This window comes from Sulfitobacter sp. SK025 (assembly GCF_003352105.1).
Classification (GTDB): domain Bacteria; phylum Pseudomonadota; class Alphaproteobacteria; order Rhodobacterales; family Rhodobacteraceae; genus Sulfitobacter; species Sulfitobacter pontiacus.
On the sequence record NZ_CP025808.1, the window covers coordinates 837,868 to 860,831 of the forward strand.

Sequence of the window (22,964 nt, forward strand, 5' to 3'; positions counted from 1 at the left end):
ATGTGCCCCCTATGATCCTGATTGCCTTTGCCATCGCTTTTGCGATCGTCGCCTATGTTGCCTACCGTGATAAGGCGGTGCGTGGATGCCGCTGGCGCAAGGACAGTACCCGCGACAAGGGCAGCCTGCAGTTCTACCACTGTGTCGCCTGCGGAGCAGAGGCCTATACCGCCACCCAATCGGCCCCCCGCGATTGCAAGGCAAATGTCGGCGGCCGGCCTCTCTGACGCCGTGCGCGATGGCCTCAGGATCGGACCCAACCGTCAGGAGTTTCCGCTATGACACCGCCCCATGATGCCGACGCCCGCCGCGCTGTCGCGCCCGTAATCTGCTATCCCGTCGAAACGCTGCCCGTGCCTGACATGGCACTTTACGCGCGCGCGCGCGAAGCGCTGACCAAAGTGGACGAGGTCACCGTCGCCCCTCGTGACGCAAGCTGCTTTACCGTGCCTGCGGGACATTTCTTTCGGATCACCTCGGTCGAGGGGCCACAGGTCGGTGATCTGAACCTCTGGTCGCAAAATGATCTGTCCGAGCGGTTCTACTCCGGCAAAACCCGCGCGCTGCATGGCACGCATATCACCACTGGACAGCGCATGTGGAGCAGTTTTCCCACGCTGCGCCCTATGGCGACGCTGACCCATGATACGCTCGACTGGTACGGCATGGATGCCTTCGGGGGCTCGGTGCATGATGTGATCGGCACGCGCTGTGATCCCTATACCAACCAGCTGTTGTCGGGCGGGCAATACCACCATTGCTGCCACTCCAACCTGATCCGGGCCCTGGCGGATCATCAGGGCATCACGCGCGCCGAGGCAGAGCCTTTCGTGCATGACGTGCTGAACGTCTTTATGTGCACCGGCTTTACCCGCGACACTGGCCAGTATTTCATGAAGGCCAGCCCCGTGCGCCCCGGCGACTACCTTGAGTTTTTCGCCGAGATCGACCTGCTCGGCGCGCTCAGCGCCTGTCCGGGGGGGGATTGCTCCGCCAAACATTCCTCGGACGTTGCCGCCTGCTATCCGCTGCTGGTAGAGGTGTTCGCCCCCGCCAAAGGCGCGCTTGATGGGTGGCAAAGCCCGCCCGCCAACGGCTACGACCGCAGCCACGGGAGCTAAGGGATCGGGATAGCGCCCGGCCATACTTCCAAATGGATATAAATCCCCCGCGGAGCGTCCGACGGGGGATCATCGCGCATCAGCTGTTGGGGAAAGCCGCCTGTAGCGCGATTTCGACCATATCGCCAAAGGATTTCTCGCGCTCTTCCGCGGGCAGCGCTTCGCCGGTTTGCAGGTGGTCGCTGACCGTCAGCACCGCCAGCGCACGGCGTTTGTGGCGTGCGGCGAGGGTATAAAGCTCTGCCGCTTCCATCTCGACACCCAGAATACCGTGGCGGGTCATCTGCTCGTCCAGATCGGGGCGTTCGGCATAAAAGACATCCGAAGAATAGATCCCGCCGACATGGGTTTTCGTGCCTTTCGCCTCTGCCGCGTCCACGGCAGCACGCAGCAGGGACCAATCGGCGCAGGGGGCGTAATTCATCTCGCGGAAGATACCGGAAGAAGGCGAGGTAATTGTCGTGGCGGTCATGGCAATAATGACATCGCGAATACCAACCTGCGGCTGCATCCCGCCACAAGATCCAATCCGAATAAGGGTTTGCGCGTTGTATTCGGACATCAATTCATTGGCATAAATCGACAGCGAGGGCATTCCCATGCCAGAGCCTTGAATAGTGACGCGGTTACCATTCCATGTGCCGGTGAAACCCAGCATGCCACGTACTTCATTTACAAGTTTTGCATCTTTAAGGAATGTTTCCGCAGCCCATTTCGCGCGATACGGGTCGCCGGGCATAAGGACTGTTTCGGCAATATCGCCGGGTTTTGCGCCAATATGAATTGTCATAGGATGCTCTTTATATTTCCAAAGCCAAGGGGATGCGCCGAGGCGACGCAATAACCGCACGCTGTGCGCAGGTTAGACCGATTTACAGTTCCAACGTTTCCGGATCGGTGCCGCTGGCGATCAGGTCGCGGAACCAGTTGGGCTGGCGGCCCTTGCCGGTCCATGTCTGGCTGGGGTCTTCGGGGTTGGCGTATTTCGCGGCAGCTTTCGCGGCTTTGCCCTTTTTCGCACGGCCGGATACTTCATCCAGCGAGAACCCGTATTCGGCGGCTGCTTTTTCCGCGGCTTTGCGGGCTTCTACGCGGTCGCGTTCATATGCGTTTTTAATCGCCATCTTCACGTCTTCCAAATGCTGTTCCAGCTGTTTGTGGGACATTGTGCTTAGATCAATACTCATTCTCGCTCATTCCTTTGTCGAAAAGCCAATTAATGCTTTACGCCAAAAGAATGAACAAACAAAGAGTTTTTGAATTGGCCGTTTTTTATTCGGCGGCCACAGTTTCGGGATCGGCGAGTGTGACGATGTCTGCCATAATTGTATTCAATTCAAAGTCTTTCGGCGTGTAAACACGAGCGACTCCCATAGCACGCAATCTTTTGGCGTCTTCTTCTGGAATAATACCACCCACGATTACGGGAATGTGATCCAATCCGGCGGCGCGCATTTGTTTCATTAAATCCTCGACCAATGGAATATGCGATCCCGAAAGAATCGACAGCCCGACGACGTGATGTTCTCCTTCAGCGGCGGCGGAAACAATTTCCGACGGCGTCAGGCGAATACCCTCATAGGCAATTTCCATGCCGCAATCGCGGGCGCGGACGGCGATCTGTTCGGCCCCGTTCGAATGCCCGTCGAGCCCCGGTTTCCCGACAAGGAAGCTCAGCCGGCGGCCCAGACGGGTACTGACGGCATCCACGGCGTCGCGCAGGTCGTCCAGCCCCTCGGTCTTGTTTGACCGGCCCGAAGCAACGCCTGTTGGCCCACGGTATTCGCCGTGCACGCTGCGCATCTGTTCGGCCCATTCGCCGGTGGTAACCCCCGCCTTGGCGGCGGCGATCGACGGCTCCATTACATTGCGGCCCTCTGCAGCGGCGGCGCGCAGATCGGCCAGCGCCTTGTCCACGGCGGCCTGATCACGGCTGTCGCGCCATGCGTTCAGACGGTTGATCTGGTCGGCCTCGACCGCGGGGTCCACGACCATGATGCCGCCATCACCCGTCATCAGCGGCGAGGGTTCGCCCTGTTGCCACTTGTTCACGCCCACGACGATGGTCTCGCCGGCCTCGATCCGGCCCAGACGGTCCGCGTTGCTTTCGACCAGACGGGACTTCATATAGTCAATCGCCGAAATCGCGCCGCCCATATCGTCAAGGTTCGCCAGTTCAGCCCGTGCGCCCTCTTTCAGCGCTTCGACCTTGCGGTCCACGGCGGGGTTGCCATCGAACAGGTCGTCAAACTCCAGCAGGTCGGTCTCGTAGGCCATGATCTGCTGCATCCGCATCGACCATTGCTGGTCCCACGGGCGCGGCAGGCCAAGCGCTTCGTTCCACGCGGGCAGCTGCACGGCGCGGGCGCGGGCGTTCTTTGACAGGGTCACCGCCAGCATTTCGATCAGGATGCGGTAGACGTTGTTTTCGGGTTGCTGTTCGGTCAGCCCAAGCGAATTGACCTGCACCCCATAGCGGAAGCGGCGATATTTCGGGTCTTCAACGCCATAGCGGTCGCGGCAGATTTCGTCCCACAGGTCGCCAAAGGCGCGCATCTTGCACATCTCGGTGACAAAGCGGATGCCCGCGTTCACAAAGAAAGAGATCCGCCCCACCAGCATGGGGAAGTCCTCTTCGGGTACGCGGGGACGCAGGGCGTCCAGTACGGCGGTGGCGGTGGCAAGGGCAAAGGCCAGCTCTTGCTCGGGCGTGGCACCAGCCTCTTGCAGGTGGTAGGAACAGACGTTCATCGGGTTCCACTTGGGCACGTTGGTATAGCAATATTCGGCCACATCCGCGATCATCTTGAGCGATGGGGCGGGCGGGCAGATATAGGTGCCACGCGACAGGTATTCCTTGATCAGGTCGTTCTGCACGGTGCCTTGCAGCTTGGACACATCCGCGCCCTGTTCCTCGGCCACAGCAATATACAGCGCCAGCAGCCACGGCGCGGTGGCGTTGATCGTCATCGAGGTGTTCATCTGCTCAAGCGGGATATCCTTGAACAGGCTGCGCATATCGCCCAGATGCGCCACGGGCACGCCCACTTTGCCGACTTCGCCGCGCGACAGGATGTGATCGCTGTCATATCCGGTCTGGGTGGGCAGGTCGAAGGCGACCGACAGGCCGGTCTGCCCTTTCAAAAGGTTCGCGCGATACAGCGCATTGGATGCCTCGGCGGTGGAGTGTCCGGCGTAGGTGCGGATCAGCCAGGGGCGGTCTTTTTGCGGTTGCGACATGGGGCGGCCTTTCGTGAATCGAATGGGTAATATTCTTGCGCTGGTCGATTGATACGTGAAATAATCAGGCGCTGTCAATTCGCTGCATTGCGGCATGGGCGAAAGCCGCTGCGTTACGGTCGCGTGTGCCTTGCCTAGGGGTGCCCTATGTGTGGTTGACTGTTTTATGTTGCCCAGACAGCGCGGGTCCTGCAAGGGTTGGGCGATGACGCAAACGATTGAACTTCCCGTCTGGCTTTTCGCGGTGATCCTGCTGTTCGCGGCTGTGACCGCGCTCAGCCATTTTTTGTTGCCCTCGGTCCGGTGGTTCTTTCGCAGACGGCTGGAGAAAGCTGTCGCGCAGCTGAACACGCGGCTGACCCGCCCGATTGAACCGTTCAAGCTGGCGCGTCGGCACGATATGATCCAGCGGTTGATCTATGACCCGCAGATCAGTCAGGCGATCGTCGATCACGCGCGCGCCGAAGGGATCCCCGAGAACGTCGCCTCCGAACAGGCGCGCCGCTATGCCCGCGAGATCGTCCCGAGTTTTAGCGCCTTCGCCTATTTCAGCTTTGGCATCCGGCTGGCGCGGTTTCTGGCGAATGCGCTGTATGATGTGCGCACCGGATCGCAAAACGACGCGGTGATCGAAGCTATCCCGTCAGACGCCACGGTCATCTTTGTGATGAATCACCGCAGCAACATGGAGTACGTGCTGGTGACCTACCTCGCGGGGGAGGCGTCGGCGCTCAGCTATGCCGTGGGGGAATGGGCGCGGGTCTGGCCGCTTAGCCGGTTGATCCGGTCGATGGGGGCGTATTTCATCCGGCGCAAATCGCGCGGTGCGCTGTATCGCAAGGTCTTGGCCCGCTATGTGCAGATGGCGACCGAAGGCGGGGTGACCCAGGCGATCTTCCCCGAGGGCGGGCTGAGCCTGAACGGCAAGTTGATGCCGCCCAAGATGGGGCTGCTTGGCTATGTGCTTGAGGCAGAGTTGAAGGACCGCGATGTCGTCTTTGTGCCGGTGGCGATCAACTATGACCGCGTGCTGGAAGACCGCGTGTTGATTGCTGCGGACGCGGCAGGCACCCGCCGGTTCGATGCGCAAATCTCGGTCATTTTGAAATTCATTGTTCGCAAGATCTGGCTGCGTATGCGCGGCAAATTCCTGCGCTTCGGCGAGGCTGTGGTCGTGTTCGGCACGCCGGTACATTTGCGCGACTATGGCGACGCGCCGAATGTGGACGGGCTGGCGCAGGATCTGATGGGGCGGATCGAACACGAGATGCCGCTGTTGTTCGTGCCCCTGCTGGCGCGGGTGCTGTTGCTGGCGGAAAAGCCGCTGGATGGCGTCGCGCTGGAACAGGAAATGCAAGGCATGGCCGCGCGGGCCTCTGACGAGGCTGCGGTCGTGGCGCAGGACTTCTCCGCCAATGTCGCCACAGCACGCGATCATCTGGTGCAGCGCGGGATGATCGCGGCGTCGGATCGTGGCTATGCCCCCGTCGACGGGCAACGCCCCGCCTTGCGCTTCTACGCCAACTCTATCGCCCATTTCTTTGACAGATAGGTCACACAAGCGAAACTACTGCCGAAATTGCTGCGGCTGCAAAGTCATAAAATTACAATTACAGGTCAAATGGTGTTGCATTGTTGCGCGAAGGGTCATATTCCACCAGTAGACGCCGCGATTCTGCACTGCGGCACAAACCTATTCTGACTGTGGAGACCGACATGGCCTTGGACACGAATATCGCGCAATACGACGCACCGGAAAAAGACCTTTACGAGATCGGGGAAATCCCGCCGATGGGCTACGTTCCAAAGCAGATGTACGCATGGACCATCCGCAAGGAACGCCACGGGAACCCCAATACCGCGATGCTCGAAGAGGTCGTGGATGTGCCGACGCTCGACAGTCACGAGGTGCTTGTCCTCGTGATGGCGGCGGGTGTGAACTATAACGGTGTCTGGGCTGCCTTGGGCAAACCCATCAGCCCCTTCGACGGCCACAAGCAGCCCTTCCACATTGCGGGCTCTGACGCATCGGGCATCGTCTGGGCGGTTGGCGACAAGGTAAAACGCTGGAAGGTCGGCGACGAAGTCGTGATCCACTGCAACCAGGATGACGGCGACGATGAAGAGTGCAACGGCGGCGATCCGATGTATTCCCCCAGCCAGCGTATCTGGGGCTACGAGACCCCAGACGGATCTTTCGCCCAGTTCACCAATGTGCAGGCGCAGCAGCTGATGCCACGCCCCAAGCACCTGACATGGGAAGAGGCCGCTTGCTACACGCTGACGCTGGCTACTGCCTACCGGATGCTGTTCGGCCACGAGCCTCATGACCTGAAACCGGGCCAGAACGTGCTGGTCTGGGGCGCCTCGGGCGGTCTGGGGTCCTATGCGATCCAGCTGATCAACACCGCTGGCGCGAATGCGATTGGCGTGATCTCGGACGAATCCAAGCGTGACTTCGTGATGGATCTGGGTGCCAAGGGCGTTCTGAACCGCAAGGACTTCAACTGCTGGGGTCAGATGCCCACCGTGAACACGCCCGAATATGCGGCCTGGTTCAAAGAGGCGCGCAAGTTCGGTGCCGCGATCTGGGAAATCACAGGCAAGGGCGTGAACGTCGACATGGTGTTTGAACACCCCGGCGAGGCAACGTTCCCGGTGTCCACCTTCGTATGTAAAAAGGGTGGCATGGTCGTAATCTGTGCCGGTACTTCGGGCTTCAACCTGACCTTCGACGTGCGTTATATGTGGATGCACCAGAAGCGTTTGCAGGGCAGCCACTTTGCCCACCTCAAGCAGGCGTCCGCCGCCAACAAACTGATGGTAGAGCGCCGTCTTGATCCGTGCATGTCCGAAGTGTTCACCTGGGCCGATCTGCCCGACGCGCACATGAAGATGATGGCGAACGAGCATAAGCCGGGCAACATGTCGGTACTGGTGCAATCGCCCAAGACCGGCCTGCGCACGCTCGAAGACGCGCTGGACGCGAAAAAGTAAGTCGCTGGCCCCCGTTCAGGGGGCGCTGACGACCGGCTGACCAGACACCCGCGCACCAATCCATCGGTGCGCGGGTGTTGTCGTATTTGGCATCACGCGGCGGTTTGGCACGGGCTGATTGCGCGAATAGCGGCGATGCCATCTGGCCCCCGGTGCCGCGCTGAATTAGGGTCGCGCCATGACAGTACCTGCCCTTACCTATTCCGCCGATCAGGCGGCTGCCTTTGACAGCGTGACCGAGATGTTGCGCCATGCGGGCATCGATCTGGATGACAATCTGCTGATGCCCCCTGCGGGCGGGGCGGACCAAGTGCTGGCGGTGACCGGCAAGGCGGGGTCGGGCAAAACACTGCTGCTGGCAGAACTGTACAAGGCGCTGGAAAATGCCGGCGTCGACATCGTTTCCGGCGATTACGAGCGCAAGAAGAAAGACAAGCGCACCCTTGCCATTCTGGCGCCCACCAACAAGGCGGCATCAGTCCTGCGGCTGCGCGGTGTGCCCGCGACGACGATCCACCGCATCCTCTATACGCCTGTCTATGACCCCGAATACGAACGCATCGCGGAATGGCTGGCGGGCAGCGGTGAACGCCCGGTGATCGAGGGGATGAACGAAGTCTCGCTGGACCGCGCCTTCGCGTTCTACGAGAACAATAAATCCATTCCCGGCGCCTTGGCCGCTGCGGGGCTGCGCGGCAGCGATTTCATCACCGGATGGAAGCGTCGCGAGGAACCGCTGGATATCGGGTTTGTCGATGAGAGTTCGATGCTGGACGACAAACAGTTCGAGGATTTGAAAGAGATCTTCCCGACGTTGCTGCTGTTTGGCGATCCGGCGCAGTTGGCTCCGGTGGGGCAGTCGGGCACGATGGTGTTTGAAAAGCTGCCCAAGGAACGGGTGCTGAACCTTAGCCGAATTCACCGGCAGCAGGCCGATAACCCGATCCTTGATCTGGCCCATGCGCTTGCCGACCCTGACCTGAGCTTTGAACAGTTCGAGCGTATGGTCGAAGACGCGTCAAAGAAGGACGACCGTGTCGTCTGGGGCCAGCGGGTAGAAGTGGACTTGATGGCGCGGTCGCCCGTGCTGGTCTGGCGCAATGCCACGCGCATCCGGCTGATCAATGCTTTCCGGTCGGTCTATGGCGCGCCCGAAGACGCGCTGCTGGAGGGTGAGCCGCTGATCTGCGACGGGATCGAGCTGCCGTTGAAACACCGCAAGAAACGGCTCGACCTTGAAGCGCGCGGCCTGATCAAGGGTGCGCAGGTCGTCTATCTGGGGGCAGGGCGCAAACCGGGCTTTAGCCGCCTGCATGTGATGGGCGCGGACGACCCGCAAATCTCTGCCGCGTCGATCGTGAAGATCGAAAAACCGGACGAGGAAGAACCCTTTATCCCCTTTGCCGCGCGCATGGGGGCGACGTTTTTGCATGGGGCGGCGGTGACGATCCATAAGGCGCAGGGCAGCCAGTGGGACACGGTGCAGGTCTTTGCGCCTGACCTTTATGCAGCGGCGCGGATGGGCCGGTCAGAGGCGGGGCAACCGCTGTGGAAGCGGCTGGCCTATGTGGCGATCACCCGCGCGCAAGAGCGGTTGATCTGGGTCGTGCGCAACCGCCTGTCGAAACCGTCCGGAATGCTGCGGGTGGATGATCTGCGCGCGGCCCCTGCCGCCCCGCTGAGCCTTGAGGCCCAGACGGATGATCCCGCCTAGCGGCGCAGCGCCGCAAAAAGGCTAGAGGCCCCCCAGCCCGCCGCGATGGCAATCGCCAGCGACAGCAGCCCGTAGACCAGCGCGTTTTCCCGCGACAGGTTGAACAGCCAGCGTTCCAGCCCGACCTTGCGCACGTCGATCAACGTCCCGTATTGCGCCACGACGGACCCGCCACGGGTCAGGAAGATGCGGGTGTTGTAATCGCCCTCGATCAAGGACGCGGGCAGTTGCACCGTCGCGCGGAACAGGGTCTGTTCGTCCACGGTCACGCCTTCCTCGTCCAGTTGATACTGGTTCGCCTTGCTGCGGATGCGCACAAGCGCGTCCGAGAAGGCGGCGGAATCCTCGATATTCATCGGCGCACCGACCGACCGGATTGCCCGCGGGACAGAGACTTTATAGCGCAGGTCCTCGGTGCGGTTCAGCACGTCCTGCAAGGGGCCACTGGTGGCGACGGCATAGAAGCTGGGGGCACGGTCGACCTCTACGGCGGCGGTGTTCACCCAGATGCCAAAGGTCTTTTCCTTGCGCCGCACCGTGACCGGGGCCGACGGGCCGGACACGGTTACCACGACCTCAAGCTCGGGGCCTTCGGGGATTGGCGCCTCGCGTTTGACGGCCCCGAAGATGATGATCTCGGACCCGTTGAAATTGGTGGAGATAGAGACTTCGCTTTGGTTCAGGCCCAGCACAATCGCCTCGTCCGCGGTGGCGGAGAAAGACAGGCAGGCCAGCGCTGCCACCAAAAGGGCACGCAGACGGATCATGACGTGAACCCGACGGAATAAAGCTCTGCCGGTTGCAGCAACAGTTCCAGCGCCAGCTTGCCGCAGACGACCAGCACCAGCAGTGCAAGCAGGATCCGCAGCTGTTCCGCCTTGAGCTTGGTGCCAAGGCTGGTCCCGAACTGCGCGCCGATCACCCCGCCGATCAGCAGCAGCACGGCCAGTACGATGTCGACGGTATAGTTGGTGGTGGCGTGCAGCATCGTGGTAAACGCGGCGACAAAGATGATCTGGAACAGCGAGGTCCCGACAACCACCTTGGTCGGCATCCCCAGCAGATAGATCATCGCCGGCACCATGATAAAGCCGCCGCCCACGCCCATGATCGCGGCCAAAAGCCCGACAAACGCCCCGACCAGCAGCGGTGGAATGACCGAGATATAAAGCCCCGTGACCCGAAAGCGCATCTTGAACGGCAGCTTCTGGATCCACGTGTGTTTCTTGCGCGGGGGGCGTTTGCCGCTGCGGGTCTTGTACATCGCATTCAGCGATTCAATCAGCATCAGCCCACCGATGATGCCAAGGAAAACGACATAGCACAGGTTGACCAGCAGATCGACCTGACCCAGCGATTTGAGGTAGTTGAAGATGGTGACGCCCGCCGCGGCCCCGACCAGCCCGCCCGCCAGCAGCACGCTGCCCATGCGCAGATCCACCGTCTTGCGTTTCAGATGCACCAGCAGCGCCGAGAAGGACGAGGCAACGATCTGGTTCGCGCCGGTCGCCACAGCGACCGCAGGGGGGATGCCGATAAAGAACAACAGCGGTGTGATCAGAAATCCGCCGCCGACGCCGAACATGCCGGATAGAACGCCCACGATACCGCCCAACCCCAAAAGGAGGAACGCGTTGACCGACAGCTCGGCAATGGGCAGGTAAATTTGCATAGAAGCAGTTAGACCGATCCAAAGGTCGAAATCAATCGTGGATGCTGCGCCGCCGCAATTTGCGACGGCGCGGGGAGCGTTAACGCTCTTTGACGTAGGGCTCGCCACCGGCACGGGGTGGGATCGCCTTGCCGACAAAGCCCGCGAGGATGATCACGGTCATCACATAGGGCAGGGCGGCCAGCAATTGACCCTGAACCTTGAAGTTCACCAATGCCTCGATCACGTCGGGGCGGGTTTCCAGCGCGCCGAACAGGCCGAACAGCAGCGTGGCCCACAGCGCGTACCACGGGCGCCACTTGGCAAAGATCAGTGCCGCCAGCGCGATATAGCCGCGGCCTGCGGACATATCCTTGATGAAGCCGGCCTGCAGCGCCGTGCTGAGGTAGGCACCGGCAATACCGCAAAGCACGCCACAGATCAGCACCGCGGCATAGCGCAGCCCGATAACGGAAACCCCTGCGGTATCCACCGCCGCGGGGTTTTCGCCCACAGCGCGCAGGCGCAGGCCAAAGCGTGTCCGATACAGCAGCCACCATGTCGCAGGAACCGCGAGGAACGCGAGGTAGACAAGGATCGAGTGGCCCGAGATCAGCTCGGCATAGAGCGGGCCGATGATCGGGGTCTGGGCGATGTCATCGGCAAAGGGCAGGGTGATCGGATTGAACCGCGCCCCGCCGATCAGCGATGGCGTTCGCCCGCCTTGCTGGAACCAGTCCTGCGCGATCAGCACCGTCAGACCGGCGGCAAGAAAGTTGATCGCGACGCCGGAAATCAGCTGGTTGCCGCGGAAGGTGATGGAGGCAAGCCCGTGCAGCAGGCTCAGCGCCATCGACGCGGCGATGCCGGCCAGCAGCCCCAGCCAGACGTTCCCCGTCAGCGACGCCACGGCCGCCGAAAAGAACGCCGCCGCCAGCATCTTGCCATCAAGGCCGATGTCGAAAATACCGGCGCGTTCGGAAAACAGACCGGCAAGGCAGGCCAGCAGCAGCGGTGTGGCAAGGCGCACGGTGCTGTCGAACAGTTGGATGAGCGTGATATAATCCATTATTCAGCAGGCTCCACCGGTTTGCGTTCGGGCTTGGGGGCCCGTGCGGCGCGCAGCGCCAGAAAGATTTTCTCGAGCGGCATACGCACCATGTTGTCCAGCGCTCCGGTAAAGAGGATCACCAGCGCCTGAATGACGACGATCAACTCGCGCGGGATCGAGGTCCAGAGCGCCAGTTCAGCACCGCCCTGATAGAGGAACCCGAACAGGATCGCGGCAAGGAAAACGCCCAAAGGATGGCTGCGGCCCATCAGCGCCACAGCGATCCCGATAAAGCCCGCGCCTTCGGTCGCGTTCAGCACCAGCCGTTCGGCTTCGCCCATGACGTTGTTGATCGCCATCATGCCCGCCAAACCACCCGAGATGACCATCGCGATCATCGTGATCTTGACCGGAGAGATACCGGCGTATTTCGCGGCGGATTCCGAATGGCCGTAGGCGCGGATCTCATACCCCAGCCGTGTGCGCCAGATCAGCACCCACAGGAAGATACAGGCCGCAACTGCCACCAGAAGCGAGATATTGGCGGGCGCGGCCTTGGAAAACTCGATCCCCAGCGGGGCAAGGATATCATGTAGCGTCGGCAGTTTGGTCGCGTCAGGAAAACGCGCCGTTGCGGGATCCATGCTGCCTTGGGGGCGCAGCATGTTGACCAGAATATAGTTCAGCACCGCCGCCGCAATAAAGTTGAACATGATCGTGGTGATCACGATATGGCTGCCCCGTTTGGCTTGCAGGAACGCGGGGATCGCGGCCCAGGCGGCACCGAACACGGCAGCCATCGCAGCTGCACCGATCAGGGCCAGCGACCAATGGGGCCACGGGATATACAGACAGGCCAGCGCCACGCCCAAACCGCCCAGCATCGCCTGGCCTTCACCACCGATATTGAACAGCCGCGCGTGAAAGGCGATGGCAACGCAAAGGCCGGTGAACATGAAGTTCGTGGCGTAATACAGCGTATAGCCCCAGCCATAGGTGCTGCCCAATGCGCCGGACACCATCAGTTTGACGGCCGCAACGGGGTCTTCCCCGATGCCCAGAATGACCAGCGCCGACAGGATCGCTGCCAGCAATAGCGAAATCAACGGCACGAGGACGACCTCGGCCCATTTTGGCATTACGTCCATGTTACACTTCCTTATGCGGATCGCCGCCCGCATGGGCCAGATTGTCTTCGATCTCTTCGATGGAATGGGGCGCATCGGTATCGGTGATGCCCGCCATCAGCAAGCCCAGTTCCTTTTCATCGGTCTGACTGGCGTCGCGGATGCCCATGACCTGACCGTCGAACATGACAGCCACCCGGTCGCTGAGTGCGAGAATCTCTTCCAGCTCGACCGAGACCAGCAGGATCGCCTTGCCCTGATCGCGCAGGGCAACGATCTGTTCGTGGATGAATTCGATCGCGCCGATATCCACGCCACGGGTCGGCTGGCCGATCAGCAGCAGGTCGGGGTTGCGTTCGATCTCGCGCGCTAGAACGATCTTTTGCTGGTTCCCGCCGGAAAAGTTCTTGGCCGCCAGTTTGGGGTTTGGCGGACGCACGTCGAAACGTTCCATCTTTTCAACGGTGTCGGCCTTGATCGCGGCGTTATCCATCAACATGCCGCTGCGGTAGGCAGGGTCTTTGTGATAGCCGAAGGCGGTGTTTTCCCACGCCTGATACTCCATGATCAGACCTTCGCGCTGGCGGTCTTCGGGGACATGGGCGATGCCGTGGTTGCGGCGGGATTGGCCGTCGGATTTGTTGCCGGTCAGGTCCAGTGCCGTGCCATTGACGCGCACGCTGCCCTTGCCGGTCTGGTATCCGCCCAGAACCTCAAGCAGTTCGGACTGGCCATTGCCGGCCACGCCTGCAACCCCAAGGATTTCGCCCGCGCGAACTTGCAGATCGATGCCGCGCAGACGCTCGACACCCTTGTCATCAACGACGCGCAGCCCTTCGACATCCAGAATGACCGGGCCGGGGGCCGCGGGTTTCTTGTCGACACGCAGCAGTACCTTGCGGCCGACCATCAGCTCCGCCAGTTCGGCGGGCGAGGTTTCGGCGGTCTTGACGGTAGCGGTCATCTCGCCGCGGCGCATGACCGATACGGTGTCCGTCGTCTCCATGATCTCGCGCAGCTTGTGGGTGATCAGGATGATCGTCTTCCCTTCGGAGCGCAGACGCCCGAGGATGCGGAACAGCTGGTCCGCCTCGGCTGGGGTCAGCACGCCCGTGGGCTCATCCAGAATGAGGATATCGGCCTGACGATACAGCGCCTTGAGGATTTCCACCCGTTGCTGCATGCCGACGCCGATGTCTTGCACCAGCGCGTCGGGATCGACCTTGAGCCCGTAGTCATCGGCCAGCTTCATCAGCGATTTGCGCGCCTTGGCCAGTGATGGCTTCAACAGCCGCCCGTCTTCGGCACCCAGAATGATGTTTTCCAGGACCGTGAAATTTTCAACCAGTTTGAAGTGCTGGAACACCATCCCGATGCCTGCAGCAATCGCGGCCTGGCTGTCAGGGATGTCGGTCTTTTTACCGGCGATAAAGATGTCGCCTTTGTCGGCTTTGTAGAATCCGTAAAGGATCGACATCAGCGTCGATTTGCCCGCGCCGTTTTCCCCGATGATCCCATGGATCGTGCCGGGCATGACGCGGATAGAGATGTCTTTATTGGCCTGTACCGGACCAAAGGCCTTGGAGATGCCTTTCAGCTCGATCGCCGGAGCGGCAGTTTCCTGCCGCTCCGTATGTGTTGCAGTGCTCACGCTTAGAAGCTCAGGCTCGGGCAGCTGTCATCGGACATGTAGTCATGTACCTCAAGCGACCCGTCTGCGATCTTGGCTGCTGCTTCATCCACAGCGGCCTGCATTTCAGCGGTAACCAGTGCCTTGTTGTGTTCGTCAATCGCGACGCCTACGCCTTCGTTGCCAACGCCCATGACGTTAAAGCCTTTTTCCATGCCGGGGCCATCGGACATCGCGTCAAACACAGCGTTGTCCACGCGTTTGATCATCGAGGTCAGGACTTTGCCCGGGTGCAGGTGGTTCTGGTTGCTGTCTACGCCGATCGACAGGATGTCTTCGTCCGCTGCGGTTTGCAGAACGCCAACGCCTGTGCCGCCCGCGGCTGCATAGACAACATCAGCACCCTGGCTGATCTGCGCTTTGGTCAGTTCGGACCCTTTTACGGGGTCGTTCCATGCGGCAGGGGTCGAACCTGTCATGTTCGAGATCACGGTCGCGTCGGGGTTCACGGCCAGAACACCTTGGGCGTAGCCGCAGGCGAATTTGCGGATCAGGGGGATGTCCATGCCGCCGATGAAACCGACAGTGTTGGATTCGGAGGCCATCGCCGCCATCATGCCGACCAGATAGGAGCCTTCGTGTTCGTTGAAGACAACGGAACGGACGTTGGGCGCGTCGACAACCATGTCGATGATGACAAAATCGGTATCAGGGTAATCGCCCGCAACCTGACCAAGCGCATCACCAAAGGCAAAGCCGGTCATCACGATAGGGTTGGAGCCCGCTTCGGCGAAACGGCGCAGCGCCTGTTCACGCTGTGCTTCGGACTGCAGTTCGATCTCGCGGAAGCTTTCACCGGTCTCTTCGGCCCAGCGTTGCGCGCCAGCAAAGGCGGCTTCGTTGAAGGATTTGTCGAATTTGCCGCCAAGGTCGAAGATCAGGGCGGGTTCGGCCAGAGCCGCACCGGCACTAAGAGCCGTGGCCGCAGCAGCGCCGAGGAATTTGGTCATAAGGGTCATGGAGTGTCTCCCGGTTTATTGTGTTGGGGCGCAAGCGCGAAGCCTTTGTCCGGTCGCAGTTCCGCGCTTGCGCCCGGTTCCGTCGATCAGATGTACGATACTGCGTAGCCCATGGGTAGGGTCAACCGGATTCTCAAGCGCTTGGGGATGATATTGCCTATTAACCGTGCGTAAACTGACGCGAAAGGATCAATGCATCAACGGATGGCGCATCTTTACGCTGATAATACCCGCGACGTGTGGCCGTCTGGTGAAACCCTGCGGATGTGTAAAGCGCGATGGCAGCGGTATTGTCAGCGGCGACCTCTAGGAAGGCGGTGTCGGCCTGCGCTGCAAGCCCGTCGATCCAGCGGTGCAGCAAGCGGCGGCCAATACCCTGACGTTGGGCTGCGGGATCAACGGCGAGGGTCAGCAGCTCTGCCTCTCCCGCGATGAGGCGGGTCAGGGCAAAGCCCTGCGGTTCCGCCAGATACCTCACAAAGGGGGAGGCCAGCAGATCGGCGATCTCTTGCGCCGTCCACGCACGGTCGTGCACAAAAGCAACGGCGTGAATCCGCGCCATATCCTGCGGCGTCATGAAAAGATCGCGGGCGGTGTGTCGCGGGCCGGGGCGGCATCGGCGGGGCGCAGATACAGCGGGGCAGGGCGCGGGGTCTGGGTGCCAAGCTGCGTGGCGGCAATGCGTGCCGTTGCCTCTGCCACGGGCATACGAGGGGGCAAGGCGGTGCCGTTACAAAGTGCTGCGATCATATCGGCCTGATGACCCACACAGACGGGATCGGCGCGCGAGGGCACCGAAGGCAGATCATCCAGCCCACACATCACAGGGGCGCGGTCATCCATCGTGCCGAACACCTGCACGAACAGCTTGTCCTGCCGCGCATCGATGCTGCTGATGACAACGCCATCATGCCCGAAGGCCAGCGCCTGAAGATGCGAAATCCCTATCGCGGGCACCCCAAGGCCAAGCGCCAGCCCGCGCGCGGCCGAGACCGCGATGCGGATTCCGGTGAAGTTCCCCGGCCCGATGCCGACGCCAATCGCTGTCAGATCGCTATAGGCCACATCTGCGCTGGCCAGCACCTCGGCACATAGGCCAAGCAGCCGTTCGCCCTGACCCTTGTTCATCGGTTCCTCGACGCTGGCGATGATCTGGTCGCCCGACAGCAAAGCGGCCGCACAATGTGCGGCCGATGTATCAAACGCCAGGAGAAGAGGCGTCTTAGGCAACCGGGCGTACCTCGGTTACTTCGGGGATGTAGTGGCGCAGCAGGTTCTCGATGCCCATTTTCAACGTCAATGTGGACGATGGGCAGCCCGCGCAGGCCCCTTGCATGTGCAGATAGACAACGCCGCGCTCGAACCCGTGGAAGGTGATGTCACCGCCGTCCTGTGCCACGGCAGGGCGCACGCGGCTGTCCAGCAATTCCTTGATCTGGCCGACGATCGCACCGTCTTCGCCGGTATGCTCCGCATGGCCCGATGCGTGGTCATGGCCGGTTTCCATCACGGGCTGACCGGATTGAAAATGCTCCATAATCGCGCCAAGCAGGGCGGGTTTCAGGTGGTCCCATTCGATCCCGTCAGCCTTGGTGATGGTCACGAAATCGGTGCCGAAGAACACGCCGGTCACGCCTTCGACAGCGAACAGACGCGTGGCCAAAGGCGAGGCGCTGGCGGCTTCGGGGGCGGGGAAATCGGCGGTGCCCATCTCTAACACGGTCTGACCGGGCAGGAATTTCAACGTTGCGGGGTTGGGCGTGGATTCGGTCTGAATAAACATCACATGCTCCTGAAAGGGTTGATGCAGATATGCGACCTGAACGCACGCAAGTCAAGGTTTGGAACGATTCTAAGTTTGCGACGGCCTGCGGTGCCGCCTCAGGTGATCATCTCGAGCCGTTCTTTGCTCATGTCACCGGGAACGATGGTGATCGGCACCGGCAGCGAGCCTGCGTTGCGGGAAAGCTGGGTCACCAAGGGGCCGGGGCCAGATTTCTTGTCGGTGCCCGCGCCAAGGACCAGCACGCCGACTTCGGGGTCATCGGCCAACTGGTTGATGATCTCGTCCACGATCACACCTTCGCGAATGACCAGCGCGGGCTCCACGTTCAGCCGGTCCCGCATCCATTTGGCGAAGACCTCGAAATGCACCTCGATCCGCTCGCGGGCTTCCTCGCGCATGACCTCGGCCACACCGATCCAGTGATTGAATTCGTCAGGCGGGATGACCGACAGCACCACCACCCCGCCGCCAGAGTTGGACGCCCGCATCGCGGCAAATCGCATGGCGTTCAGGCATTCGCGGCTGTCATCCAGCACAACCATAAATTTACGCATAGCATCCTCCTGTTGAACGGCGGGGGGCGGGGTCAGCCACGGTCAGAGGCCGCCCAATCCCAATACATCTCGCGCACGCGGCGGGTCATGGGGCCGATCTGGTACTGCGTGTCGTCAAACGCTTTGACCGGCGTGACCTTCATCATATTGCCGGACAAAAAGACCTCGTCCGCGGCATGGAAGTCATCAAAGCTAAGCACTGTTTCGTGCACCTTGATCCCGTCGGCGCGCATGTTCGACATATGCCGCGCGCGGGTGATACCGGCCAGAAACGTGCCATTGGGGATCGGGGTGAACACCTCGCCATCCTTGACCATGAACACATTGGCAGAGGCCGATTCGGCGACATTTCCCATGGCATCGGCGACCAGCGCGTTGCCAAAGCCCTTGGCGCGGGCTTCAACCATCATGCGGGCGTTGTTGGGATAAAGGCAGCCCGCCTTGGCGTTGACGACGTTGTCTTCAAGCACGGGACGCCGGAAACGGGTCCGTGTCAGCGTCGTGGCCGCATCGGGTGCCGCCATAGGGATCTGTTCAAGGCTGATGGCAAAACCGGTCGCGTCCTTTAATGGCACGATCCCCAGCTCGTCGCCCGCCAGCGCCCAATACATCGGGCGGATATAGACGGCGGCGTCTTTGGGGTAGCTTTTCAGACCCTCGCGTACCATCTCGACCATATCGGCGGTCTCGACCGTGGGGGTGATCATCAGCGCCTTGGCCGACCGGTTGATCCGCGCGCAATGCGCCTCCAGATCGGGGCTAAGACCGTCGAACAGCCGCGCCCCGTCGAATACGGTCGTGCCTAGCCATGCACCGTGGTCCGCGGCCTTGATGACAGAGATGTCTCCCTCGTGCCAACTGCCTTCGTAAAATGTCTTGATATGTGTGCCAGTGGCCATTGCGTGTCCTTTGGTTACCGCTTGGGCGCGGTGCGGTAGATGCCCTCGGGCAGGTTCAGCGCGGCTGTCAGATCGTGCAGCTGCTCGGGCGAGAGGCTGATCTTGCAGACAGAGTTGGTGCGCGGGTCCCATTGCTCGAATGTGATAACGCTGGCAAAGGCCTGCACCGTCACATCTTCACGCAAGGGTGCTTTGCCTTCGTCGATCAGAGTGATCACACTGGCATCGAATTCGTGTTCAATCGTAAACATGAAGGCACAGTATTCTTTCGGCGGTCCAATGCAAGAGCAGCACTGCGCCGTCTGTTCAAATCCGCGCCGCCGCGTTAAAACGGTGGCAGATCTATTCGTTGCCCTTTTGAGGATGCGTTACGTGATGTTGAGATACTGTCTTGCTCTGGCCGCTGCGGCATTTATGGCTGCCTGCGAACCGACGACCATGTCGGGGCCTGTCTCCACCCAACCCGAGCAAGGGCAACCCGCTAGTTTTTCCGCCAATGAATCCGCCCGCAGTTTTATCCGCGTGTTGCAAACGGTCGAACCTGTCGCCGAACGCGAATGTCGCGTGCGGACCTCGCAGGTGAATTGCGATTTCAATATCGTGGTCGATGACCGTCCCGGCCAGCCCGCCAACGCCTACCAAACCGAGGATAAGGCCGGGCGTCCGGTCATCGCCTTCACGCTCGCCCTGATCGCCGATGCGCGGAACGAGGACGAGCTTGCCTTTGTCATGGGGCACGAGGCTGCCCACCACATCGAAGGGCATATCGCACGCCAGCAGCAGAACGCGGTCGCCGGTGCGGTGATCTTTGCCGGTCTCGCCACGCTGAGCGGGGGCGATGCCACAGCGGTCGAATCGGCACAGCGCCTTGGGGCGCAGGTGGGCGCGCGGACCTATTCCAAGGACTTCGAGCTTGAGGCAGACGCCTTGGGCACCATTATCACCGCACGCGCAGGGTATAACCCGCTGCGGGGGGCCGAATTCTTTACCCGTATTCCTGACCCCGGTGACCGTTTCCTGGGCACGCACCCGCCCAATGCATCGCGTCTGGATACCGTACGGCGGACCGCGGCGGGGCTGTAACGGCACCGCATGAAGCAGCTTGGCCAGATACTGTCGGACCGCGGGTCCAAATATGCCGTGTCAGGCTGCCCCGCGTCCGATCGCGCCGCCGTGGATGCTGCGCTGAAAGAGCTCAAGCGCGATAAATCCTATGCCAAGGCAACCCACAACACCTGGGCGGTGCTGCTGTCAGACGGCGGCCCGCTGAAAGGCGATGACGGAGAATCCGGTGCGGGGATGGTGATCATCCGGATGCTAGAGCGTGAGGGGCTGGAGGATCACCTGATCGTGGTCACGCGTTGGTATGGCGGGAAACATCTGGGCGGTGACCGGTTCCGCCACGTGCAATCCTGCGTGCGCGCCTATCTGGATGCGGCCTGACACAGGCTTACAAGCTGATAGAGATGGCGGCGAAAAAGCAGATAGAGGCGGCAAGCACAAAGCTGTGCCAGATCGCATTCTGAAAGCGCATGCCGGGGTGTGCAAAGACGATCGTCCCCAGCGTATAGATCAACCCGCCGATGCCAATCAGCGTCAGCGCCGTGGTGGGCAGGCTTTGCCACATCGGCCAGACCAGCAGCACAGACAGCCACCCCATGCCAAGATACAGATAAAGCGACGCTTTAGACTCCGTGCTCCAGAAAGACAGTTTGGCGACCGCGCCGATAATGGCCAGCGCCCAGACCACGGCGAGGATGCCATAGGCGAACCCCGTTCCGATGAGCACAACAAACGGTGTGTAGGTGCCCGCGATCTTGAAGTAGATCGCCGCATGGTCAATCCGCCCCAGCAGGGCACGGGTACGATCAAACGGTAAAAGGTGGTAAATCGCCGACGCCAGAAGCGACAGGACAAAGCAGGCCGCGTAAACCAGCGTCGGTGTAAGCTGCTCCCCCTGGCTTGCAGCATAGGTCGTCAGCAGGATTGTTGCCGGTATCGCAAATCCCAGACCCAACACGTGGATCGTGCCATCGGCGAGAGTGTCAGCGGTTGGGTGCGGATAAGCCATAGGTCAAATCTAGCACCCGTTTGCAACATTCCCATGTCAGATTTGGTCTAATTAATGGCGCTTTGGTATCTCGGCCTATCCATTCGTATAGGAGGTTATGCCGACGCGTGGCGCGCGTCCGGATCAACGGGGCTTATTGCCGTCGATCCAGCGCGACATCATCGTCTTGTCGCGGAAACATTCCTGCGGGATATCGCGGCGCTTCAGGCGGGCGATGCGTTCGGCAAAAGCGACCTGCTTTGACGAAGGATACTGCGAGAACGGCCCGTCCACCGGCTTGGGCTTATGGGCGTCGATCCATTCAGACAGCGCGGCGCGGTCGGTCAATGCCCGTTTTGGCACAGGCGCGCCGGTCTTGAGGCTAAGCGAGGTAGCATAGTGCATCTGCTTTTCCGTCGGCGGCAAAGCGGCGCGCGCGTCGCGGGCTGAATCTTCTGCATGAGCAGGTACGGCCCCGTGGTCGGGATCGAACATGCCGGGAAACTGCGGTTGGTAGGACATCGTATAGGCCCCCTTGTTCTGGTTAGAACATATATAGAACGTCGCATGCGCATTTTCAAGGGTTTCACCTCTGATACGCCATAACATGTCTATATGTAGGGTGCGGATTTACAATTTCCACTACATGGGCTGCGCCTGCAATCGGGCCTGCCTGTGCGAAAAGGAACGCCAAGGCGCTCGGATTGTTCCACGGTTGAGAAGGGGGATGGCGGTGGCCTAGACCACGCGCCCCCAAAGATCGTATTCGCCGGCTTCTTCGACTTCGACGGTCACGATCTGGCCCACGCTCAGGTTTTCAAAGCCTTCGTCGATGAACAGGTTGCCGTCGATCTCTGGCGCGTCTGCCTTCGTGCGGCAGGTGGCGGCCTCGTCGTCGATCTCGTCGATGATCACATCCATGCGGCGACCCACTTTGGCTTCCAGCTTGGCGGCCGAGATGGCTTGCGCCTTCTCCATAAAGCGGTTCCAGCGGTCCTGCTTGACCTCGTCCGGCACGTGATCGGGGAGCGCATTTGACCGCGCCCCGTCCACGTTTTCGTACTGAAAGCACCCGACCCGGTCGAGCTGCGCCTCGTCAAGCCAATCCAGCAGGGTCTGGAACTCTGCCTCTGTCTCGCCGGGGTAGCCAACGATGAATGTCGACCGCAGGGTGATGTCGGGGCAGGTGTCACGCCACGCGGCGATTTCATCCAGCGTCTTTGCTGCCGCTGCAGGACGGGCCATGCGTTTCAGCACGTCGGGATGCGCGTGCTGGAAAGGAATATCCAGATAGGGCAGCACCAGACCTTCGGCCATCAGCGGGATCAGGTTGCGCACATGGGGGTAGGGGTAGACGTAGTGCAGCCGTACCCACGCCCCGAGCGACCCCAGATCACGGGCCAGATCGGTGATATGTGCGCGGTGGCCACGGTCTTCGGCGTGTTTGATGTCGACGCCGTAGGCCGAGGTATCCTGAGAGATCACCAGCAGTTCGTTCACGCCGTTCTGCACCAGCTTTTCAGCCTCGCGCAGGATCGCATGGGCAGGGCGCGATTGCAGGCGGCCGCGCATGTCGGGGATGATGCAGAACTTGCACTTGTGGTTACAGCCTTCCGAGATCTTCAGATAGCTGTAGTGGCGCGGCGTCAGGCTGACGGCCTGCGCGGGCAGCAGATCGATAAACGGATCGGGCGAAGGCGGCACGGCCCCATGCACCGCGTCCAGCACCTGTTCATATTGGTGCGGGCCGGTGACGGCCAGAATACGCGGGTGATGTTCGCGGATATAATCCGGCTCGGCCCCCAGACAGCCGGTCACGATCACTTTGCCATTTTCGTTCAGCGCCTCGCCAATCGCATCAAGGCTTTCGGCCTTGGCGGAGTCAAGGAACCCACAGGTGTTCACAATCACCGCATCCGCCCCTGCGTAATCCGGCGACACGCCGTAGCCTTCGGCGCGCAGGCGCGTCAAAATCCGTTCGCTGTCGACCAGCGCCTTGGGGCAGCCCAGCGATACCATGCCGATGGTCGGCTGGCCGGGGCGGGACGGATTGGTGATCTGGGCCTTTGGCGCAAGATCGGGGCGTAGATTTGGTGGGTTTGTGCTCATGAACTGCGCTATAAGC

25 protein-coding genes are annotated in these 22,964 nt (G+C 61.0%); 7 read left to right on the top strand and 18 right to left on the bottom strand.

The window, feature by feature from the left end:
• The first annotated feature begins 11 nt into the window (after nt 1-11).
• The gene (locus C1J04_RS03980; RefSeq protein WP_009826053.1) at nt 12-227 is read left to right on the top strand and encodes a hypothetical protein; all 216 of its coding nucleotides are present in this window, start codon (nt 12-14) and stop codon (nt 225-227) included.
• 51 nt (nt 228-278) lie between these two features.
• Nucleotides 279-1,121 carry an urea carboxylase-associated family protein gene (locus C1J04_RS03985; protein WP_009826054.1) on the top strand — a complete coding sequence of 281 codons (843 nt, stop codon included), beginning with the start codon at nt 279-281 and terminating at the stop codon, nt 1,119-1,121.
• Nucleotides 1,122-1,200: 79 nt separating this feature from the next.
• Here the strand turns inward: C1J04_RS03985 and deoD are convergent, their stop codons facing one another.
• The 3 genes from deoD to C1J04_RS04000 all read right to left on the bottom strand — a co-directional run bounded on the left by deoD (nt 1,201) and on the right by C1J04_RS04000 (nt 4,361).
• Complete coding sequence (gene deoD / locus C1J04_RS03990; protein WP_009826055.1) at nt 1,201-1,911, bottom strand: purine-nucleoside phosphorylase; 711 nt, start codon at nt 1,909-1,911, stop codon at nt 1,201-1,203.
• A gap of 82 nt (nt 1,912-1,993) precedes the next feature.
• The gene (locus C1J04_RS03995) at nt 1,994-2,308 is read right to left on the bottom strand and encodes an H-NS histone family protein (RefSeq protein ID WP_037954132.1); all 315 of its coding nucleotides are present in this window, start codon (nt 2,306-2,308) and stop codon (nt 1,994-1,996) included.
• An 85-nt stretch (nt 2,309-2,393) separates the two neighbouring features.
• Nucleotides 2,394-4,361 carry a protein meaA gene (locus C1J04_RS04000; RefSeq protein ID WP_009826057.1) on the bottom strand — a complete coding sequence of 656 codons (1,968 nt, stop codon included), beginning with the start codon at nt 4,359-4,361 and terminating at the stop codon, nt 2,394-2,396.
• A gap of 205 nt (nt 4,362-4,566) precedes the next feature.
• Here C1J04_RS04000 and C1J04_RS04005 point away from each other — a divergent pair, with 205 nt between their 5' ends.
• From C1J04_RS04005 to C1J04_RS04015, 3 genes are all read left to right on the top strand, one after another.
• The gene (locus C1J04_RS04005) at nt 4,567-5,913 is read left to right on the top strand and encodes a 1-acyl-sn-glycerol-3-phosphate acyltransferase (protein WP_009826058.1); all 1,347 of its coding nucleotides are present in this window, start codon (nt 4,567-4,569) and stop codon (nt 5,911-5,913) included.
• A 164-nt stretch (nt 5,914-6,077) separates the two neighbouring features.
• Nucleotides 6,078-7,358 (top strand): crotonyl-CoA carboxylase/reductase, encoded by a 1,281-nt coding sequence (gene ccrA / locus C1J04_RS04010; protein WP_009826059.1) that lies wholly within the window; start codon nt 6,078-6,080, stop codon nt 7,356-7,358.
• Nucleotides 7,359-7,536: 178 nt separating this feature from the next.
• Nucleotides 7,537-9,072, top strand: a complete 1,536-nt coding sequence (locus C1J04_RS04015; RefSeq protein ID WP_114865248.1) for an ATP-dependent DNA helicase — start codon at nt 7,537-7,539, stop codon at nt 9,070-9,072.
• On the opposite strand, the gene C1J04_RS04020 is transcribed toward C1J04_RS04015, so the two are convergent.
• The 12 genes from C1J04_RS04020 to C1J04_RS04075 form a co-directional block, all read right to left on the bottom strand.
• Complete coding sequence (locus C1J04_RS04020; RefSeq protein ID WP_009826061.1) at nt 9,069-9,839, bottom strand: TIGR02186 family protein; 771 nt, start codon at nt 9,837-9,839, stop codon at nt 9,069-9,071. The two genes, C1J04_RS04015 and C1J04_RS04020, sit on opposite strands and share 4 nt — an antisense overlap.
• Nucleotides 9,836-10,744: a sulfite exporter TauE/SafE family protein gene (locus C1J04_RS04025; RefSeq protein WP_005851548.1), complete on the bottom strand. Its 909-nt coding sequence runs from the start codon at nt 10,742-10,744 to the stop codon at nt 9,836-9,838. Before C1J04_RS04025 ends, C1J04_RS04020 begins: the two co-directional genes overlap by 4 nt.
• Nucleotides 10,745-10,823: 79 nt before the next feature.
• A complete protein-coding gene (locus C1J04_RS04030) occupies nt 10,824-11,792 on the bottom strand; it encodes an ABC transporter permease (protein WP_005851549.1) in 969 nt (322 codons plus the stop codon).
• Entirely contained in the window at nt 11,792-12,922 is a 1,131-nt protein-coding gene (locus C1J04_RS04035) for an ABC transporter permease (RefSeq protein WP_037954135.1), read from the bottom strand. The genes C1J04_RS04030 and C1J04_RS04035 overlap by 1 nt, the downstream gene beginning before the upstream one ends.
• 1 nt (nt 12,923) lies before the next feature.
• Nucleotides 12,924-14,552 carry an ABC transporter ATP-binding protein gene (locus tag C1J04_RS04040; RefSeq protein ID WP_009826063.1) on the bottom strand — a complete coding sequence of 543 codons (1,629 nt, stop codon included), beginning with the start codon at nt 14,550-14,552 and terminating at the stop codon, nt 12,924-12,926.
• Nucleotides 14,553-14,554: 2 nt separating this feature from the next.
• On the bottom strand, nt 14,555-15,550 hold the full coding sequence (locus C1J04_RS04045; protein ID WP_005851554.1) for a BMP family lipoprotein: 996 nt from the start codon (nt 15,548-15,550) through the stop codon (nt 14,555-14,557).
• Between the two features lie 160 nt (nt 15,551-15,710).
• Nucleotides 15,711-16,127 carry a GNAT family N-acetyltransferase gene (locus C1J04_RS04050; RefSeq protein WP_037954138.1) on the bottom strand — a complete coding sequence of 139 codons (417 nt, stop codon included), beginning with the start codon at nt 16,125-16,127 and terminating at the stop codon, nt 15,711-15,713.
• Nucleotides 16,124-16,780 carry a tRNA (adenosine(37)-N6)-threonylcarbamoyltransferase complex dimerization subunit type 1 TsaB gene (tsaB, locus tag C1J04_RS04055; protein WP_037954140.1) on the bottom strand — a complete coding sequence of 219 codons (657 nt, stop codon included), beginning with the start codon at nt 16,778-16,780 and terminating at the stop codon, nt 16,124-16,126. The genes C1J04_RS04050 and tsaB overlap by 4 nt, the downstream gene beginning before the upstream one ends.
• Nucleotides 16,773-17,333 (bottom strand): NifU family protein, encoded by a 561-nt coding sequence (locus tag C1J04_RS04060; RefSeq protein ID WP_005851560.1) that lies wholly within the window; start codon nt 17,331-17,333, stop codon nt 16,773-16,775. Before C1J04_RS04060 ends, tsaB begins: the two co-directional genes overlap by 8 nt.
• Nucleotides 17,334-17,431: 98 nt before the next feature.
• Nucleotides 17,432-17,890: a universal stress protein gene (locus C1J04_RS04065; protein WP_005851562.1), complete on the bottom strand. Its 459-nt coding sequence runs from the start codon at nt 17,888-17,890 to the stop codon at nt 17,432-17,434.
• 32 nt (nt 17,891-17,922) lie between these two features.
• The gene (locus C1J04_RS04070) at nt 17,923-18,789 is read right to left on the bottom strand and encodes a branched-chain amino acid aminotransferase (protein ID WP_005851564.1); all 867 of its coding nucleotides are present in this window, start codon (nt 18,787-18,789) and stop codon (nt 17,923-17,925) included.
• A 14-nt stretch (nt 18,790-18,803) separates the two neighbouring features.
• Nucleotides 18,804-19,040, bottom strand: a complete 237-nt coding sequence (locus C1J04_RS04075) for a hypothetical protein (RefSeq protein ID WP_005851566.1) — start codon at nt 19,038-19,040, stop codon at nt 18,804-18,806.
• Between the two features lie 124 nt (nt 19,041-19,164).
• On the opposite strand from C1J04_RS04075, the gene C1J04_RS04080 reads away from it, so the two are divergent.
• Nucleotides 19,165-19,872 carry a M48 family metallopeptidase gene (locus C1J04_RS04080; RefSeq protein ID WP_005851568.1) on the top strand — a complete coding sequence of 236 codons (708 nt, stop codon included), beginning with the start codon at nt 19,165-19,167 and terminating at the stop codon, nt 19,870-19,872.
• 9 nt (nt 19,873-19,881) lie between these two features.
• Entirely contained in the window at nt 19,882-20,232 is a 351-nt protein-coding gene (locus C1J04_RS04085) for a YigZ family protein (protein ID WP_009826067.1), read from the top strand.
• A 7-nt stretch (nt 20,233-20,239) separates the two neighbouring features.
• Here the strand turns inward: C1J04_RS04085 and trhA are convergent, their stop codons facing one another.
• The 3 genes from trhA to rimO form a co-directional block, all read right to left on the bottom strand.
• Nucleotides 20,240-20,860 (bottom strand): PAQR family membrane homeostasis protein TrhA, encoded by a 621-nt coding sequence (gene trhA / locus C1J04_RS04090; protein ID WP_009826068.1) that lies wholly within the window; start codon nt 20,858-20,860, stop codon nt 20,240-20,242.
• Between the two features lie 123 nt (nt 20,861-20,983).
• A complete protein-coding gene (locus C1J04_RS04095) occupies nt 20,984-21,361 on the bottom strand; it encodes a hypothetical protein (RefSeq protein ID WP_037954142.1) in 378 nt (125 codons plus the stop codon).
• A 216-nt stretch (nt 21,362-21,577) separates the two neighbouring features.
• Nucleotides 21,578-22,948 (bottom strand): 30S ribosomal protein S12 methylthiotransferase RimO, encoded by a 1,371-nt coding sequence (rimO, locus tag C1J04_RS04100; RefSeq protein WP_009826070.1) that lies wholly within the window; start codon nt 22,946-22,948, stop codon nt 21,578-21,580.
• Nucleotides 22,949-22,964 lie beyond the last annotated feature (16 nt).

Excerpts from the sequence above, each read along its gene's own strand:
- C1J04_RS03985 (WP_009826054.1), top strand. The coding sequence starts at position 279 with ATGACACCGCCCCATGATGCCGACGCCCGCCGCGCTGTCGCGCCCGTA.
- C1J04_RS04030 (WP_005851549.1), bottom strand. The coding sequence starts at position 11,792 with ATGGATTATATCACGCTCATCCAACTGTTCGACAGCACCGTGCGCCTT.
- deoD (WP_009826055.1), bottom strand. The coding sequence starts at position 1,911 with ATGACAATTCATATTGGCGCAAAACCCGGCGATATTGCCGAAACAGTC.
- trhA (WP_009826068.1), bottom strand. The coding sequence starts at position 20,860 with ATGGCTTATCCGCACCCAACCGCTGACACTCTCGCCGATGGCACGATC.
- C1J04_RS04020 (WP_009826061.1), bottom strand. The coding sequence starts at position 9,839 with ATGATCCGTCTGCGTGCCCTTTTGGTGGCAGCGCTGGCCTGCCTGTCT.
- C1J04_RS04080 (WP_005851568.1), top strand. The coding sequence starts at position 19,165 with ATGTTGAGATACTGTCTTGCTCTGGCCGCTGCGGCATTTATGGCTGCC.
- C1J04_RS04085 (WP_009826067.1), top strand. The coding sequence starts at position 19,882 with ATGAAGCAGCTTGGCCAGATACTGTCGGACCGCGGGTCCAAATATGCC.
- C1J04_RS04050 (WP_037954138.1), bottom strand. The coding sequence starts at position 16,127 with ATGACGCCGCAGGATATGGCGCGGATTCACGCCGTTGCTTTTGTGCAC.
- C1J04_RS04075 (WP_005851566.1), bottom strand. The coding sequence starts at position 19,040 with ATGTTTACGATTGAACACGAATTCGATGCCAGTGTGATCACTCTGATC.
- C1J04_RS04015 (WP_114865248.1), top strand. The coding sequence starts at position 7,537 with ATGACAGTACCTGCCCTTACCTATTCCGCCGATCAGGCGGCTGCCTTT.
- C1J04_RS04000 (WP_009826057.1), bottom strand. The coding sequence starts at position 4,361 with ATGTCGCAACCGCAAAAAGACCGCCCCTGGCTGATCCGCACCTACGCC.
- ccrA (WP_009826059.1), top strand. The coding sequence starts at position 6,078 with ATGGCCTTGGACACGAATATCGCGCAATACGACGCACCGGAAAAAGAC.
- rimO (WP_009826070.1), bottom strand. The coding sequence starts at position 22,948 with ATGAGCACAAACCCACCAAATCTACGCCCCGATCTTGCGCCAAAGGCC.
- C1J04_RS04060 (WP_005851560.1), bottom strand. The coding sequence starts at position 17,333 with ATGTTTATTCAGACCGAATCCACGCCCAACCCCGCAACGTTGAAATTC.
- C1J04_RS04065 (WP_005851562.1), bottom strand. The coding sequence starts at position 17,890 with ATGCGTAAATTTATGGTTGTGCTGGATGACAGCCGCGAATGCCTGAAC.
- C1J04_RS03980 (WP_009826053.1), top strand. The coding sequence starts at position 12 with ATGATCCTGATTGCCTTTGCCATCGCTTTTGCGATCGTCGCCTATGTT.
- C1J04_RS03995 (WP_037954132.1), bottom strand. The coding sequence starts at position 2,308 with ATGAGTATTGATCTAAGCACAATGTCCCACAAACAGCTGGAACAGCAT.
- C1J04_RS04045 (WP_005851554.1), bottom strand. The coding sequence starts at position 15,550 with ATGACCCTTATGACCAAATTCCTCGGCGCTGCTGCGGCCACGGCTCTT.
- C1J04_RS04070 (WP_005851564.1), bottom strand. The coding sequence starts at position 18,789 with ATGGCCACTGGCACACATATCAAGACATTTTACGAAGGCAGTTGGCAC.
- C1J04_RS04035 (WP_037954135.1), bottom strand. The coding sequence starts at position 12,922 with ATGGACGTAATGCCAAAATGGGCCGAGGTCGTCCTCGTGCCGTTGATT.
- C1J04_RS04005 (WP_009826058.1), top strand. The coding sequence starts at position 4,567 with ATGACGCAAACGATTGAACTTCCCGTCTGGCTTTTCGCGGTGATCCTG.
- C1J04_RS04095 (WP_037954142.1), bottom strand. The coding sequence starts at position 21,361 with ATGTCCTACCAACCGCAGTTTCCCGGCATGTTCGATCCCGACCACGGG.
- C1J04_RS04025 (WP_005851548.1), bottom strand. The coding sequence starts at position 10,744 with ATGCAAATTTACCTGCCCATTGCCGAGCTGTCGGTCAACGCGTTCCTC.